The organism is Enterobacter sp. 5-4 (assembly GCF_000612205.1).
GTDB lineage: Bacteria > Pseudomonadota > Gammaproteobacteria > Enterobacterales > Enterobacteriaceae > Enterobacter > Enterobacter roggenkampii.
Genome location: NZ_JFHW01000010.1, coordinates 277,047 through 293,260, shown reverse-complemented (window position 1 = coordinate 293,260; position 16,214 = coordinate 277,047). Strand labels below are relative to the sequence as shown.

At 55.5% G+C, this 16,214-nt stretch carries 14 protein-coding genes and 1 pseudogene; 2 read left to right on the top strand and 13 right to left on the bottom strand.

The features are described from left to right. Positions 1–176: 176 nt before the first annotated feature. The 6 genes and pseudogenes from ispH to AA74_RS1000000123660 all read right to left on the bottom strand — a co-directional run. On the bottom strand, positions 177–1,127 hold the full coding sequence (gene ispH / locus AA74_RS0107605) for a 4-hydroxy-3-methylbut-2-enyl diphosphate reductase (protein WP_023293312.1): 951 nt from the start codon (positions 1,125–1,127) through the stop codon (positions 177–179). Position 1,128: 1 nt separating this feature from the next. Continuing rightward, complete coding sequence (fkpB, locus tag AA74_RS0107600; RefSeq protein ID WP_023345412.1) at positions 1,129–1,578, bottom strand: FKBP-type peptidyl-prolyl cis-trans isomerase; 450 nt, start codon at positions 1,576–1,578, stop codon at positions 1,129–1,131. A 117-nt stretch (positions 1,579–1,695) separates the two neighbouring features. Further along, complete coding sequence (gene lspA, locus AA74_RS0107595) at positions 1,696–2,196, bottom strand: signal peptidase II (protein WP_008502034.1); 501 nt, start codon at positions 2,194–2,196, stop codon at positions 1,696–1,698. Beyond that, entirely contained in the window at positions 2,196–5,012 is a 2,817-nt protein-coding gene (gene ileS / locus AA74_RS0107590) for an isoleucine--tRNA ligase (RefSeq protein ID WP_025912149.1), read from the bottom strand. The genes lspA and ileS overlap by 1 nt, the downstream gene beginning before the upstream one ends. 45 nt (positions 5,013–5,057) lie before the next feature. Further along, positions 5,058–5,984: a bifunctional riboflavin kinase/FAD synthetase gene (ribF, locus tag AA74_RS0107585; protein ID WP_025912148.1), complete on the bottom strand. Its 927-nt coding sequence runs from the start codon at positions 5,982–5,984 to the stop codon at positions 5,058–5,060. A 7-nt stretch (positions 5,985–5,991) separates the two neighbouring features. Beyond that, positions 5,992–6,198 (bottom strand): annotated as a pseudogene (locus AA74_RS1000000123660) (DUF2575 domain-containing protein); the annotation flags it as partial. 115 nt (positions 6,199–6,313) lie between these two features. Here AA74_RS1000000123660 and rpsT point away from each other — a divergent pair. Next, positions 6,314–6,577, top strand: a complete 264-nt coding sequence (gene rpsT, locus AA74_RS0107580; protein ID WP_008502037.1) for a 30S ribosomal protein S20 — start codon at positions 6,314–6,316, stop codon at positions 6,575–6,577. Between the two features lie 59 nt (positions 6,578–6,636). Here the strand turns inward: rpsT and nhaR are convergent, their stop codons facing one another. The 4 genes from nhaR to dnaK all read right to left on the bottom strand — a co-directional run bounded on the left by nhaR (position 6,637) and on the right by dnaK (position 12,090). Continuing rightward, positions 6,637–7,536: a transcriptional activator NhaR gene (gene nhaR, locus AA74_RS0107575; protein WP_008502038.1), complete on the bottom strand. Its 900-nt coding sequence runs from the start codon at positions 7,534–7,536 to the stop codon at positions 6,637–6,639. A 58-nt stretch (positions 7,537–7,594) separates the two neighbouring features. Further along, positions 7,595–8,770: a Na+/H+ antiporter NhaA gene (gene nhaA / locus AA74_RS0107570; RefSeq protein ID WP_025912147.1), complete on the bottom strand. Its 1,176-nt coding sequence runs from the start codon at positions 8,768–8,770 to the stop codon at positions 7,595–7,597. A 173-nt stretch (positions 8,771–8,943) separates the two neighbouring features. Beyond that, positions 8,944–10,089 (bottom strand): molecular chaperone DnaJ, encoded by a 1,146-nt coding sequence (dnaJ, locus tag AA74_RS0107565; protein ID WP_008502040.1) that lies wholly within the window; start codon positions 10,087–10,089, stop codon positions 8,944–8,946. Positions 10,090–10,176: 87 nt separating this feature from the next. After that, entirely contained in the window at positions 10,177–12,090 is a 1,914-nt protein-coding gene (dnaK, locus tag AA74_RS0107560) for a molecular chaperone DnaK (RefSeq protein ID WP_008502041.1), read from the bottom strand. Positions 12,091–12,386: 296 nt separating this feature from the next. Between dnaK and satP the strand changes: the two genes are divergently transcribed. Continuing rightward, the gene (gene satP / locus AA74_RS0107555; RefSeq protein WP_008502042.1) at positions 12,387–12,953 is read left to right on the top strand and encodes an acetate uptake transporter; all 567 of its coding nucleotides are present in this window, start codon (positions 12,387–12,389) and stop codon (positions 12,951–12,953) included. On the opposite strand, the gene AA74_RS0107550 is transcribed toward satP, so the two are convergent. The 3 genes from AA74_RS0107550 to tal all read right to left on the bottom strand — a co-directional run bounded on the left by AA74_RS0107550 (position 12,930) and on the right by tal (position 16,026). Beyond that, complete coding sequence (locus AA74_RS0107550; protein WP_025912146.1) at positions 12,930–14,252, bottom strand: MFS transporter; 1,323 nt, start codon at positions 14,250–14,252, stop codon at positions 12,930–12,932. The two genes, satP and AA74_RS0107550, sit on opposite strands and share 24 nt — an antisense overlap. 122 nt (positions 14,253–14,374) lie before the next feature. Beyond that, positions 14,375–14,962: a molybdopterin adenylyltransferase gene (mog, locus tag AA74_RS0107545; RefSeq protein WP_008502044.1), complete on the bottom strand. Its 588-nt coding sequence runs from the start codon at positions 14,960–14,962 to the stop codon at positions 14,375–14,377. Positions 14,963–15,072: 110 nt separating this feature from the next. Beyond that, positions 15,073–16,026 (bottom strand): transaldolase, encoded by a 954-nt coding sequence (gene tal / locus AA74_RS0107540; RefSeq protein WP_008502045.1) that lies wholly within the window; start codon positions 16,024–16,026, stop codon positions 15,073–15,075. Between the last annotated feature and the right edge of the window lie 188 nt (positions 16,027–16,214).

Here is a 16,214-nt window from a genome sequence, read left to right as displayed (position 1 = left end):
ACCGTTTTCAGATTAACCAGCCTTTCTGAGCACTGCCAACTGAAAACACCAATAATTAGAATTTAACGTGAAACCGACTTAAATATCAGTAAAAGACATGATTTTGTCGTCACGATAAAGTAACGGGTAAAAAAAAGGCCAGCACAGGAGGTGCTGGCCTTTCATCAGAAAAGGGACTATTCGACTTCGCGGGCGTCGATTCTCAGTTCTTTCGGTACTTCGAAAACAATGTTCTCTTCACGTCCTTCCAGCGGCACCGCTTCGCCGCCGCCCAGCTCCTGCAGGCGGGAAATGACGTTTTGTACCAGAATATCCGGCGCGGACGCCCCGGCCGTCACGCCAACGCAGGCCGCGTCTTTAACCCACGCTTCCTGAATATCCGTGGCATCGTCGATCAGGAACGCCGCCTTCCCCATTCGCTGTGCCAGTTCAGCCAGACGGTTAGAGTTGGAGGAGTTCTTAGAGCCGACCACCAGCACCACGTCCGCCTGTTCAGCCAGCGCGCGCACCGCTTCCTGACGATTGGTGGTGGCGTAGCAAATGTCATCCTTGCGCGGCCCGACGATTTTCGGGAAGCGCTGACGCAGGGCGTCAATCACGTCTGAGGTATCGTCGACGGAGAGCGTCGTCTGGGTCATAAACGACAGGCGCGCTTCGTTTTTCACGTTCAGCGTCAGGACATCTTCCGGCGACTCCACCAGGTACATTCCCCCTTCCGGGTTGCTGTACTGGCCCATGGTGCCTTCAACTTCCGGGTGGCCGGCATGGCCAATCAGGATCGACTCTTCACCACGGCGGCTGGCGCGCGCCACTTCCATATGCACTTTTGTCACTAATGGACAGGTGGCATCGAAGACGGTCAGATCGCGACTTTTCGCTTCGTTACGGACCGCCTGAGAGACGCCGTGCGCGGAGAAAATCAGGATCGCACCGTCAGGCACTTCGCTGATCTGCTCGATAAAGATGGCACCGCGATCGCGCAGGCTGTCGACCACGTAGCGGTTATGCACCACTTCGTGACGCACATAAATCGGCGCGCCGTAAATTTCCAGCGCGTTTTCAACAATGCTGATAGCGCGGTCTACACCGGCGCAAAAGCCGCGCGGGTTAGCCAACAGGATCTGCATCTCAGGCCTCCAGTGCCGGATCGATTTCCAGCACTTCAATATCAAAATGAACGGTACGCCCGGCAAGCGGATGGTTGAAGTCAACGGTAATCGAGTCGCCGTTGATTTCGCGGATCACGCCAGGCATTTCGCTGCCGTCCATAGCGGTAAAGAGCATAATTGCCCCGATCTCCGGTTCACCCGCGTCCATAAACTCACGACGGGAGAAATACTGGATCAGATCCGGGCTTGGCACGCCAAACGCGGCATCCGGCTCCAGCGAAAAGGCTTTTTTCTCACCCTCTTTCAGACCGAGAAGCTGCTGCTCAAGACCTTCAGACAGGGAGGTATCGCCAAGACGAAACAGGGCCGGTTTGCCGTTGTTGCGGGTGGATTCGGCCGTGGAGCCGTCATCCAGCTTCAGCGTAAAGTGAACGAGAACCGCGCTGTTGCTCTGTACGGATTTAGACATGCAAATTGCTCGCTTGTTTTGGGTCACCTGTTGCCCGGTGGCGCTACGCTTACCGGGCCTACGGGAAGCCACAAATTCGGTAGGCCGGGTAAGCGTAGCGCCACCCGGCATTGATGCTTACGCCTGCTCTTTCGCGGCCGGTTTCGGCAAGAAGCCTTCCAGCACGATTAACGCCGCACCGATGCAAATGGCGCTATCAGCGAGGTTAAAGGTCGCGAAGTGCCAGTCGCCGACGTAGAAGTCGATCATATCGACCACAAAGCCGTGCCACAGGCGATCAAACAGGTTGCCCAGCGCGCCGCCAATGATCAGCGCGTAGGCGATGTTATTCAGCTTTTGCGTTGCCTTCGAGCGGTACATCAGCACCGCCAGGATCACGCAGATACCGAGAGCGATACCCGCAAAGAACCAGCGCTGCCAGCCACCGCTGTCGGCAAGGAAACTGAACGCCGCACCGTAGTTGCGCGCGTAGTGCAGGTTAAGCGACGGGAACAGCGGCACCGTCTCCCCCAGAGCGAAATTCTGGAGGATCAGGAACTTGCTGCCCAGATCGATAATCAGCACCACCACAACCAGCCACAGCCAGCGCAGTCCTGTTGAACAGAGAGTTTTACTCATCAGGCAAACTTACGTTTTTCGCCGTCACCGGCGACGTTGCTTACACAGCGTCCGCAGATGTCTGCGTGTTCCGCCACCTGACCGACATCGGTGGTGTAATGCCAGCAACGCGGGCATTTCTCACCGTCGGCTTTGCTCAGCGCGACTTTCAGTCCTTTGAGCAGTTCGCTCTGCTGAGCATCAGCAGACGCGTCAGCATAATCCGCAACTTTCGCACCGGAGGTCAACAGGACAAATCGTAATTCATCGCCCAGCGCCGTCAGCTTCGCCGCCAGCTCTGGCTCCGCGTACAGGGTCACTGCCGCTTCCAGAGAGCCGCCGACTTTCTTGTCAGCACGCGCCTGCTCGATAACCTTGTTCACTTCGCCACGCACTTTCAGCAGCTCGTCCCAGAAGGCATCGTTCATCGCTTCGGTGCTGGAGAGATCGAACAGACCTTCGTACCATTCGCCGGTGAAGACATACTTCTCACGATCGCCCGGCAGGTAACCCCAGATTTCATCCGCGGTGAAGGACATGATCGGCGCCATCCAGCGTACCAGCGCTTCTGCGATATGGAACAGCGCGGTCTGGCAGCTACGACGCGCCACGCTGTCCGCTTTCGCGGTGTACTGGCGGTCTTTGATGATGTCGAGGTAGAACGAGCCCATCTCGATGGAGCAGAAGCGCATCAGGCGCTGCACCACTTCGTGGAAGTCATAAGACTCATAGGCCTTCAGGATATCTTCCTGCGCCGCTTTCGCGCAGCCTACCGCCCAGCGGTCCAGCACCACCATCTCTTCCGGTTTCACCATGTCTTTTGCCGGATCAAACCCGTTCAGGTTCGCCAGCAGGAAGCGCGCGGTGTTACGGATACGACGATAGCTGTCGGCAGCGCGTTTAAGGATCTCGTCAGACACCGCCATTTCGCCGGTGTAGTCGGTCGACGCCACCCACAGACGCAGAATGTCTGCGCCCAGCTTGTTCATCACATCCTGCGGAGAAACGGTATTACCGATAGATTTAGACATCTTACGGCCCTGACCATCCACGGTGAAGCCGTGAGTCAGTACCTGACGGTAAGGCGCTTTACCCTTCATGGCGGTGGAGATCATCAGAGATGACATGAACCAGCCGCGGTGTTGGTCAGACCCTTCCAGATACATATCGGCAGCGTGACCGGCAAATTCCGGACGCACGTCAACCACGGAGGAGTGGGTAGACCCGGAATCGAACCATACGTCCAGGGTATCCGGCACTTTCTCGTAGTTGTCAGCATCAGCGCCCAGGATGTCACGGGCGTCGAGATCCCACCACGCCTGAATGCCGTCAACTTCGACGCGCTTCGCCACTTCTTCCATCAGTTCGAGGGTGTTCGGGTGCAGCTCATGCGTCTCTTTATGCACGAACAGCGACATCGGCACGCCCCAGGTACGCTGACGGGAGATACACCAGTCAGGACGGTTAGCCACCATGGATTCGATACGCGCCTGACCCCAGTCCGGGATCCACTGCACGCCTTTGATCTCTTTCAGAGACTGCTCGCGCAGGCCCTTCTGATCCATGCTGACGAACCACTGCGGGGTCGCACGGAAGATGATTGGCGTCTTGTGACGCCAGCAGCACGGATAGCTGTGCTGCATTTTTTCAACGTGCAGCAGCGCACCGCTGGTGCGCAGCATGTCGACAATAATGTCGTTCGCTTTGAAGACGTTGATGCCGTCCAGCGCCGGGTAGGTGCCAGGCAGGTAGGAACCGTCCGGCCCCACCGGGTTAGCGATTTCCAGACCGTACTTCAGGCTGATGTTGTAGTCGTCAGGACCGTGGCCACCGGCGGTATGTACCGCACCGGTACCCGCGTCCAGCGTTACGTGGTCGCCCAGGATCGCCGGAACGTCGAAGTCCAGGAACGGGTGTTTGAAGCGCATCAGCTCCAGCGCGTCGCCTTTAACTGTGCCCAGCACGGTGTAATCGGCGATGTTCGCGCGCTTCAGCACGCTTTCAACCAGATCTTTCGCCAGGATAACCGCCTGGCCGTCAATCTGCACCAGCGCGTATTCGAACTCGCCGGACAGGGAGATCGCGCGGTTGGCTGGCAGGGTCCACGGGGTGGTGGTCCAGATCACCAGCGAGATCGGGCCGTTAACGGACGACACGCCAAATTTGGCTTTCACCGCATCCTGATCGACGGCATGGAAGGCTACGTCGATAGACGGAGAGGTTTTGTCGTAATACTCCACTTCCGCTTCTGCCAGCGCAGAACGGCAGTCCACGCACCAGTGCACCGGCTTCGCGCCTTTGTGCAGGTGGCCGTTACCGATGATTTTGCCCAGCGCACGGATGATGTTGGCTTCGGTTTTGAAGTCCATGGTCAGGTACGGATGCGACCAGTCGCCCAGTACGCCCAGACGGATGAAGTCAGCGCGCTGACCGTCAACCTGGGTGGCTGCGTATTCGCGGCACTTCGCACGGAACTCAGCGGCGGTGAATTTCTCACCAGGCTTGCCAAATTCCTGCTCAACTTTCAGCTCGATTGGCAGGCCGTGGCAGTCCCAGCCCGGAACGTAAGGCGAGTCATATCCCGCGAGTCCTTTGGACTTCACGATAATGTCTTTCAGAATCTTGTTTACAGAGTGACCAATATGAATGCTGCCATTCGCATAGGGAGGGCCATCATGCAGAATGAAGGTTTTTTTGCCTTTTTTGGCTGCACGAATGATGCCGTACAGGTCATCATCGGTCCAACGCGCCAGCATTCCCGGTTCACGCTTGGCGAGATCGCCGCGCATCGGGAACCCTGTTTCCGGCAAATTCAGGGTTGATTTATAGTCACTCATCAGATTCTCGGTTCCGTATTTATCACGTAGGCAGTTAAGCCGGGTTCAAAGCCCAAAAAACTCGCGGGCTGTTAATTCATCTCGCGCAATTTGCGCTTTGAGTTCATCCAGCGAACCAAATCGCTGCTCGTTGCGTATTTTTTTACGCAGTATCACATCTATATGGCGACCATACAGGTCCATTACAACGTCCAGCAGGTGCACTTCTAGCTGTTGACGCACACCGGCAACGGTCGGACGCGTGCCAATATTGGCGACGCCGTAGAACGGCTTATCGCCCAGTCCTGCCACTTCTACCGCATAGACCCCTTTAACCGGGGAAACCTGACGACGCAGCGGTATATTCGCCGTCGGGAAACCTATCGTGCGGCCCAGCGCATCGCCATGGACCACGCGACCAGAGATGGTGAACGGATGTCCCAGCAGGTTTTCTGCCGTATCCAGTTCATCGTTGGCCAGCGCCTGCCGCACTGCCGTGCTGCTGACGCGCACGCCGCCTTCACAGAAGGTCATCGCGCTGGTGACGTCAAAACCGTACTCCAGACCAGCCTTCTGTAATAGCAAGAAATCACCCTGACGACCAGCGCCAAAGCGGAAATCATCGCCCACGGCAAGAAACTGCACGCCAAGACGCTTCACCAGCAGGTCGCTGACGAAATTTTGTGCTGTCAGCGCGGCAAAGCGGCGATCGAAACGTACGCACAATACATAGTCCACGCCGGACTGAGCCAGATAGCGCAACTTCTCGCGCAGGCGTGTAAGACGGGCGGGAGATTTGTCGCCCGCGAACAGCTCCAGCGGCTGCGGTTCGAAAATCATCACTACAACGGGCAGGCCGCGAGCCTCCCCTTCTTTACGCAATCCCTGCAACAGCGCCTGATGACCACGATGCACGCCGTCGAAATTACCAATGGTCAGCACGCACCCGTGCGGGGCTCTGCTGAGATTATGTATGCCGCGTATCAGCTTCATGTCTGGCTCAAAACAGTGAAAATCGCCAAAGTATACCTTGTACAGCGGTTAAGGTTAACCGGCGATTGTTCGTGCAAAACAGAAAGCCGTAATGATTTCATCAGGCTGACCTTTCGCAGCGAAAAAATCTGCTCGCGAACTGCGATTTTTATGCCGAAAAGCTGTATTCACGGACAACAAGCTGGTAGAATCCTGCGCCATCACTACGTAACGTAGCGTCGCCACATTAACGGCGCTTATTTGCACAAATCCATTGACAAAAGAAGGTATAGAGGGCATATTCCTCGGCCTTTGAATTGTCCACATAGATCATATTTGGGAGTTGGACCTTGGCTAATATCAAATCAGCTAAGAAACGTGCTATTCAGTCTGAAAAGGCTCGTAAGCACAATGCAAGCCGTCGCTCTATGATGCGTACTTTCATCAAGAAAGTATACGCAGCTATCGAAGCTGGCGACAAAGCTGCTGCGCAGAACGCATTTAACGAAATGCAACCAATCGTGGATCGTCAGGCTGCTAAAGGTCTGATCCACAAAAACAAAGCAGCGCGTCATAAAGCAAACCTGACCGCGCAGATCAACAAACTGGCTTAATCGCCGCTTGTTGTGGCTTGTTTTAAAAGAACCCGCTTAACGCGGGTTTTTTTATATCTTCAGATTGCCGGTGGCGTAAACAGCGCCGAGTAGTCACGGTTACAGATTCGCTGTACCGCCGGATGCTGAATCATCCTTTCAGCAAAGATGGCGTGATACTCCTCCATCACGTTATCCACTCTGCCTATTTCCGTAATCTTGTCGTCCGAATAGAGATCGTGCGCGTAGAGCGTCGGCGCAACGAAGATGGCGTTGTGGGCTTCACCAAAGGCTTTCATCAGCGCCGCATCGTCAAATTCGCCGAGGATTTCCACGTTTAACCCCTGCGAGTTAAACCAGTTCAGGAGCTTGCGCCCCAGCATGGAACGTCTTCCCGGCACCAGCAGTCGACGCTCTTCCAGGCAGGCCGGGAAGGGTTTCTCCGGCGGCGGATTAATGCACCAGAAGCTCACGCCGCATTCCCCAATTTTCACCGAGAACAGCCCTTCCTGCTGCGTCGAGTCGATCGGACAATCCGAGATAATCATGTCCAGCTTGTGCTGGCTCAGCTGTTCCAGCAGCATCTCGTGGGTGGATTCAAAGCAGCGAAGATGAATTTGTTCATCTTCGACCACCGCCGCATCCAGCACGCCGCTCACCAGCCGTTTGGACAGCGCATCCGCCACGCCAACATCAAAGAGCAGGTTCGACTCTTTGCGGTAGTTGACGATATCCAGCATCTCCTGGCTAAGGGTAAACATTTTGTCCGCGTAGCGGAAAACCAACTCACCCAGCTCGCTGGGTTCAATCCCGCGCCCCTTACGCTTGAACAGCTTGCCCTGCAAACGTTCTTCCAGCGCCTTGATTTGCCCGGTGATGGTTTGCGGCGTCAGGTAGAGCGCCTCTGCAGCCCCGACCACCGAGCCCTGTCTATAGACGTGCCAGAAGTAGTAAAGATGGTTGTAATTCAAATGAGACATCGCGTCTTCGCTCCTTGAGTGTGTTTCGGGAGAAGGATCGCCTCCTCCCGGTGTTCCGTTATGCCTGGACGGCCTGTCCGGACAATTTCACCTTCAACAAGGTATAACCAATTACGGCGGCCAGTAATGACCCGATGAGAATGCCGAGTTTCGCCCAGACGATCAGCTCAGGCGCATGCGCGCCAAACGCCAGCGTCGAGATAAAGATCGACATCGTAAACCCTATTCCACACAGCACGCCGACGGCCATAATCTGCTTAAACGTGGTGCCGTGCGGCAATGACGCCAGCTTCAGTTTCGTCGCCAGCCAGCAAAAGAGGCTAATACCCAGCGGCTTACCGATAAACAGACCGGCAATAATGCCCAGCGGCAGCACGGACGTCAGCCCGTCCAGCGTCACGCCGCCCAGCGAAACCCCGGCATTGGCAAACGCAAACAGGGGCAGGATCATAAAGGCGACCCACGGGTGCAGCACATGCTCCAGCTGTTTGGCCGGCGACTTGCCGTCCTGCGGCTTAAGCGGCACGAAGAAGCCGACGATCACCCCAGCCAGCGTGGCGTGCACGCCGGATTTCAGCACCGCCGTCCACAGCACCATCCCCACGAGGATGTAGATACCAATGCGGCGCACGTTAAAGATGTTCAGCAGCGCCAGCACCGCAATCGCTCCGGCAGCCACGCTCAGAGACAGGATCGACAGATCGCTGGTATAGAACAGCGCGATAATCACAATGGCGCCAAGATCATCGATGATCGCCAGCGCCATCAGGAAGATTTTCAGCGCAACCGGCACGCGGCTTCCCAGCAAGGCCAGCACCCCGAGCGCAAAAGCGATATCCGTCGCGGCCGGGATCGCCCAGCCGTGACGTGCAACCGAATCCTGCCAGGTGAACGCCAGGAAGAGCAGCGCCGGCACCACCATCCCACCGAGCGCGGCAATGACCGGGAACGCCGCGCGCTGGCGGCTGGCAAGCGAGCCCAGAACCAGCTCACGCTTAACTTCAAGCCCCACCAGCAGGAAGAACACCGCCATCAGCGCATCGTTGATCCACAGCAGCATGTTCTTGTTAATTTCCAGCGCCCCGACCTTCAGCTCAACGGGCGTTTCCAGAAATGCATGATAGAGATCCCGCGTGATGCCAAGATTAGCCAGCACCATCGCGGCCGCTGCGGCAATAATCAGGAGCACGCCACCGGACGCCTCACTGCTAAAGAAACGGTGTAGTAATTTCATTTAAGTTCTCTCTTTTACAACAATACCTCGATAAAACCATAATACCAAGCCAAATAGCTCGGCAAAAACAGATTAATATTGAGTATAGATTCACTTTTACCGAGCAATAACCGTAAATAAAAAAAGCCCGGAATCGCTTCCGGGCTTTTTGAAGATAAAAACCAGCTAACGGATTAGCGGGTCAAATCATCGAAGAATTTTTTGACGCCATCGAAGAAGCTTTTGGAACGCGGGCTGTTTTTCTCACCCGTCGGACCACCAAAGCTTTCCTGCAACTCTTTCAGCAGCTGTTTCTGCTTATCGTTCAGGCCAACCGGCGTTTCCACGACGACGCGGCACAGCAGGTCGCCCTGCGCACCACCGCGAACGGATTTAACGCCTTTCCCGCGCATGCGGAACAGCTTACCGGTCTGGGTCTCGCCCGGGATCTTCAGATTGACGCGACCATCCAGCGTCGGCACTTCGATTTCGCCGCCGAGAGCCGCCATCGCGAAGTTGATCGGCACTTCACAGTACAGGTTGTTCCCTTCGCGCTCGAAGATAGCGTGCTGTTTCACCTGCACCTGAACGTACAGATCGCCTGCCGGTGCGCCGTGTTCGCCAGCTTCACCCTCACCCGCCAGACGGATGCGGTCGCCCGTATCCACGCCAGCCGGGATTTTAACGGACAGGGTCTTGGTTTTCTCAACGCGACCGTGGCCGTGGCATTTGGTGCACGGATCTTTAATCAGCGTACCGCGACCGTGACAGTGCGGACAGGCCTGCTGTACCGCGAAGAAGCCCTGACGCATCTGGACCTGGCCGGAGCCGTGACAGGTTGGACAGGTCTGAGGCTGGGTACCCGCTTTCGCGCCGCTGCCGTGGCAGACGTCACACTCTTCCAGCGTCGGAATACGGATCTCTTTGGTAACACCGCGAACGGCCTCTTCCAGCGTCAGATCCATGTTGTAGCGCAGGTCCGCGCCGCGCGCCGCGCGCTGACGACCACGCCCACCGCCGAAGATGTCGCCGAAGACATCGCCAAAGATATCGCTGAAGTCGGCACCGCCGCCAAAGCCGCCGCCACCGAATCCACCGCCGCCCATGCCGCCCTGTTCAAAGGCTGCGTGACCGTACTGGTCATAGGCCGCACGTTTTTGTGCATCGGTCAGGACTTCGTAGGCTTCTTTGATCTCTTTAAATTTGGCTTCAGCCTCTTTGTCACCCTGATTACGGTCCGGGTGGAATTTCATGGCCAGGCGCTTATACGCCTTTTTGATTTCACGCTCTTCCGCAGTTTTCGGAACGCCTAAAATCTCGTAATAGTCTTGCTTTGCCATTGGTTTTTTTAAGCCCCTTAACATGCGAGCACGGGCGTGGAGAGTTCTCCTACGCCCGTGCCGATTAATTACCCTGCATCAGGGCGATTATTTTTTATCTTTAACTTCTTCGAACTCAGCGTCGACAACGTCGTCGTCTTTCGCATTGTTCGCCGAAGCGTCAGCGCCCGCCTGCTGTTGAGCGTGCTGCTGCTGAGCGATTTCCATCAGCTTCTGAGAAGCCTGTGCCAGTTCCTGCATCTTCGCTTCGATGTCCGCTTTATCTTCACCTTTCAGTGAGGATTCCAGCGCACTTAGTGCAGCTTCGATAGCAGTCTTGTCTTCCGCTGGCAGTTTATCGCCTGCTTCTTCAACCTGCTTACGGGTGCTGTGCAGCAGATGGTCACCCTGGTTGCGGGTCTGAACCAGCTCTTCGAACTTACGGTCGGATTCCGCGTTAGCTTCGGCATCGCGAACCATTTTTTCGATTTCCGCCTCGTTCAGACCAGAAGATGCCTTGATGGTGATCTTCTGCTCTTTACCGCTGTTTTTGTCTTTCGCAGACACGTGCAGGATACCGTCAGCATCGATGTCGAAGGTGACTTCGATCTGTGGCATGCCGCGCGGTGCCGGGTTAATACCGTCCAGGTTGAACTGACCCAGAGATTTGTTATCTGCCGCACGCTTACGCTCACCCTGCAGCACATGGATGGTTACCGCAGACTGGTTGTCTTCAGCGGTAGAGAACACCTGGCTGTGCTTGGTTGGGATGGTGGTGTTTTTGTTGATGAGCGCAGTCATCACACCGCCCATGGTTTCGATACCCAGAGACAGCGGGGTAACGTCCAGCAGCAGTACGTCTTTCACTTCACCGGTCAGTACGCCACCCTGAACCGCAGCACCGATAGCCACTGCTTCGTCCGGGTTAACGTCTTTACGTGGCTCTTTACCAAAGAACTCAGCCACTTTCTTCTGCACCATTGGCATACGGGTCTGGCCACCAACGAGGATAACGTCGTTGATATCAGACACGGACAGGCCAGCGTCCTGCAGAGCAACTTTCAGCGGCTCGATAGAACGGTTCACCAGGTCTTCTACCAGGCTTTCCAGTTTCGCACGGGTCACTTTGATGTTCATGTGTTTAGGACCGGTCGCGTCTGCAGTGATGTACGGCAGGTTCACGTCGGTCTGCTGAGCGGAAGACAGTTCGATCTTCGCTTTCTCAGCGGCTTCTTTCAGGCGCTGCATAGCCAGCGGATCGTTACGCAGGTCAATGCCCTGATCTTTCTTGAACTCGTCAACGAGGTAGTTGATCAGACGGGTATCGAAGTCTTCACCACCCAGGTGGGTATCACCGTTGGTTGCCAGAACTTCGAAGGTTTTTTCGCCGTCAACTTCGTCGATTTCGATAATAGAGATATCGAAGGTACCACCACCCAGGTCGTAAACCGCGATAGTACGGTTGCCGACTTCTTTATCCAGACCGTAAGCCAGAGCAGCCGCGGTTGGTTCGTTGATGATACGTTTTACTTCCAGACCTGCGATACGGCCAGCATCTTTGGTTGCCTGACGCTGAGCATCGTTGAAGTAGGCAGGAACGGTGATAACAGCTTCAGTTACCGGCTCACCCAGGTAATCTTCTGCGGTTTTCTTCATTTTTTTCAGCACTTCAGCAGAAATCTGCGGTGGTGCTGTTTTGGTGCCTTTCACATCAAGCCATGCATCGCCGTTATCTGCCGCGATGATTTTGTAAGGCATGATGGAAACGTCACGCTGAACTTCTTCGTCCTGGAAGCGGCGACCGATCAGGCGTTTAATCGCAAACAGAGTGTTTTGCGGGTTTGTCACTGCCTGACGTTTAGCCGGCTGACCAACCAGAGTTTCACCGTCCTGGGTATAAGCAATGATAGAAGGCGTGGTGCGATCGCCCTCGGCGTTCTCCAGCACGCGTGCAGTAGTGCCATCCATAATCGCTACACAAGAGTTGGTAGTACCCAGGTCGATACCAATAATTTTACCCATCTAAACGTCTCCACTAAAAATTCAGTCAACATGTGGTTGTGTACCTGTAATAAGGGCAGAACGTGCTTTTTCAACTGCCCAGATTTGATTTTTTTCAGGTCCACACACTGCGGTTGACTACAAGATGGGGTCGCGACGGCATCCATCAAGGGGCAAGCATAAAAAAAATTTTAATTTCACCCTGATGAGATCATAGACGCCATCGATTGCGCCCATTATGATGCCGCGCCCCGTCAGGGAGAACTGACGCGGGTTTAACCATTTCACCATATTAATGATGATTTTTTTGAGGACTTATGGGCAACACTAAGTTGGCTAATCCGGCTCCGCTGGGCCTGATGGGTTTTGGCATGACCACTATTCTGCTGAACCTGCACAATATCGGGATGTTCCCGATGGATGGCATCATCCTGGCGATGGGCATTTTTTATGGCGGTATCGCGCAAATCTTTGCGGGCCTGCTGGAATATAAGAAAGGCAATACCTTCGGCTTAACCGCCTTCACCTCTTACGGTTCTTTCTGGCTGACCCTGGTCGCCATTCTGCTGCTGCCTAAAATGGGCATGGCAGACGCGGCAAACGCCCACTTCCTGGGCGTCTACCTGGGCCTGTGGGGCGTCTTCACCCTGTTCATGTTCTTCGGTACCCTGAAAGGCAACCGCATGCTGCAGTTCGTCTTCCTGAGCCTGACCGTGCTGTTTGCCCTGCTGGCAATCGGTCACCTGGTGGATAACGAAGGCATCGTTCACGTTGCCGGCTGGATTGGTCTGGTTTGCGGCGCAAGCGCTATCTACCTGGCAATGGGTGAAGTGCTGAACGAGCAGTTTGACCGCACCGTTCTACCGATTGGTGAAAAACACTGATCCCTCTGTCGTGCCCGCCTCGCGGGCACGACATCCCCCCGCCTGACGAAGCCAAAATCCCAATACCAGCCCCATCACCGACAGCGCCAGCACGTACCAGGCCGGAGCCATGGGAGAGACGCTCATCAGGACCGTCACCGCAATCGGCGTCAGCCCACCGAAAATGGCATACGACACGTTGTAGGAAAATGAGATCCCGGTGAAGCGAACCTCCGGCGGGAACGCGCGCACCATGACGTAAGGCACCGCGCCGACAACGCCCACGCACAACCCTACCACGCCGTACAGCAGGAACAACTGTTCAGGATGGCTGCCAGCCAGATGGTAAAACGCCCAGCTTGAAGCGGCCAGTAACAGGCTGCCGACAATAAAGGTAACGCTGGCCCCGAAACGATCTGCCGCCAGCCCGGCGGCCAGACAGCCAAAGCAGAGCATGATTGTCGCAATACTGTTTGCCTGTAGCGTCACGGCTGGGGCGAAACCGTATTGCTTTTGCAGCCACACCGGAGACATCAATATCACCACCACAATCCCGGCCGAGAGTAGCCAGGTGAGCAGCATCGACACCACCACCGCCTTTTTATGACGTACCACAACCGCCTTCACCGGCAGCTCCTGCGCCAGCGCTTTACGCTGCTGCATCTCCAGGAAAATCGGTGTCTCCTGCAGCCAGCGGCGCAGGTACATCGCCACCAGGCCAAACGCCCCACCCAGCAGGAACGGAATACGCCAGCCCCAGTCGTGTACGGCCTGCTGCGTCATGCTGGTATTCACAATGGTGGCGACCACCGAGCCGAGCAGGATCCCGATGGTCAGCCCCGCGGTTAAGGTTCCGCAGGCGATACCAATGCGGCGCGCCGGAACATGCTCTGCGACAAACACCCACGCGCCCGGCACTTCACCGCCAATCGCCGCGCCCTGAAGCACGCGCATCAGCAACAGCAGCAACGGCGCGAGAATGCCCATCGAGGCATAGGTGGGCAGCAGACCAATGGCCAGCGTGGGTACCGCCATCAGCAGGATGCTGAGGGTAAACATCTTTTTACGCCCGACCAGATCGCCAAAGTGGGCCATGATAATGCCGCCCAGCGGACGCGCCAGATACCCGGCAGCAAAAATGCCGAAGGTTTGCACCTGACGCAGCCACTCCGGTATATCTGCCGGGAAGAAGAGCTCCCCCACTACGGCAGCGAAGAAGACGAAGATAATGAAATCGTAAAACTCCAGCGCACCGCCTAAGGCCGCGAGCGTGAGGGTTTTATAGTCCTGTCGATTCAGAGGTCGGGTGTTATGTGACATAGCGAACCATTATGCGTGTATTGTGGATTTATTTTTACAGCAATCGTAAAGAAAAAATTACTATACCGTAAAACCGTTACCACGCTATCGCCGCTTCAGCTTATGTCACATATTGATTAATTTCAGGAGATTGTTTCGCGACGCGCGTTTTTAGGACGAAAAGCTGCTACCACTTTCTCATCAGTTTCGACATACGGGCCGTCAAGCAGCTGTATACAATACGGTACACTTGCAAAGATGCCGTGAACGATGACGCTGCCGTCTTCCGCTTTTAGCCCTTCCAGCGTCTCTTTGATCGACTTCGGCTGCCCCGGGAGGTTCAGAATCAACGCCTGCTTGCGGATCACCCCTACCTGGCGGGAAAGAATGGCCGTCGGGACAAAGTGTAGACTGATCTGGCGCATCTGTTCGCCGAAGCCCGGCATTTCACGATCGGCAATCGCCAACGTCGCGTCCGGCGTCACATCACGGCGCGCGGGCCCGGTTCCGCCGGTGGTTAACACCAGGTGACAGCTCATCTCATCCACCAGCTCACACAGGGTCTGCTCGATAATCGGCTGTTCGTCGGGAATAAGGCGAGTCTGGATCTCAAACGGGGTAGTCAGTGCACTGGCCAGCCACGCTTCCAGAGCGGGGATGCCTTTATCCTGGTAAACACCGCTGGAGGCGCGGTCAGAAATCGACACTAAGCCGATGCGTAAGGTATTCATATCCATTCCATTCAAAGAGTACTGATTAAAGGGAATGATACACGCAGAGAGGAAATTCAGACAGGGTACGAAAGCAGTCGCGTGACCGGGAGCCCGGTCACGCGGAATGATTACAGCAGGTCGCCGATCATTTTTTCCAGTTTTTCCTGGTCAACAGCAAACTTACGGATACCGTCCGCCAGCTTGTCTACCGCCATTGGATCCTGGTTGTGCTGCCACAGGAACTCGGATTCAGTGATGCGCTCTGGGCGTGCTTTCACTTCACCGGTGTAGGACAGTTTACGCTCCAGGGTGCCTTCGCTTTCTGCCAGCTCTTTCAGCAGCGCTGGCGCGATGGTCAGGCGGTCACAGCCAGCCAGCTCGATGATTTCACCGACGTTACGGAAGCTTGCGCCCATAACCACAGTCTCATAGCCATGCTGTTTGTAGTATTCGTAGATTTCAGTCACAGAAATCACGCCTGGATCTTCAGCCGGTGCGTACTCTTTCTTATCGGTGTTGGCTTTGTACCAGTCCAGAATACGGCCCACGAACGGAGAAATCAGGTATACGCCAGCTTCTGCACATGCACGCGCCTGCGCGAAGGAGAACAGCAGGGTCAGGTTACAGTTGATACCCTCTTTTTCCAGCTGCTCTGCCGCGCGGATACCCTGCCAGGTAGAAGCCAGTTTGATCAGGATACGATCGTTGCTGATGCCCGCATCGTTGTACAGTTTGATCAGACGTTTTGCTTTCGCGATAGACGCTTCGGTGTCGTAGGAGAGACGCGCGTCCACTTCGGTAGAGATACGGCCCGGAACCAGTTTCAGGATCTCGAGACCGATGTTCACGGCCAGTTTATCAGTAGCGTCCACAACCTGCTGCGCGCGGTCGTTGCTCTGCGCTTTCGCCCAGGTCACAGCCTCGTCAATCAGTTTGCGATACTCAGGGATCTGTGCGGCGTTAAGGATCAGAGAAGGGTTAGTTGTGGCATCCTGCGGCTGGTACAGCTTCATTGCCGCGATATCTCCGGTGTCAGCTACGACAGTGGTGAACTGACGAAGGGAGGTCAATTTATCCGTCATGATAGTGTTTCTCTTTTAACGTGCCCTGGATAATTCACGCTACCGACAGCATGCCTGCAGCGGAAAAATGACAGGTTTACTTGTTAGGGGGATGTAACCGGTCTGCCCTGATGATAACACGACGGAGGGGTAGCGCAACCGCAGACAGTGCGCTTAGGCAGAGTATGATAAACTCAGAATATTAACAG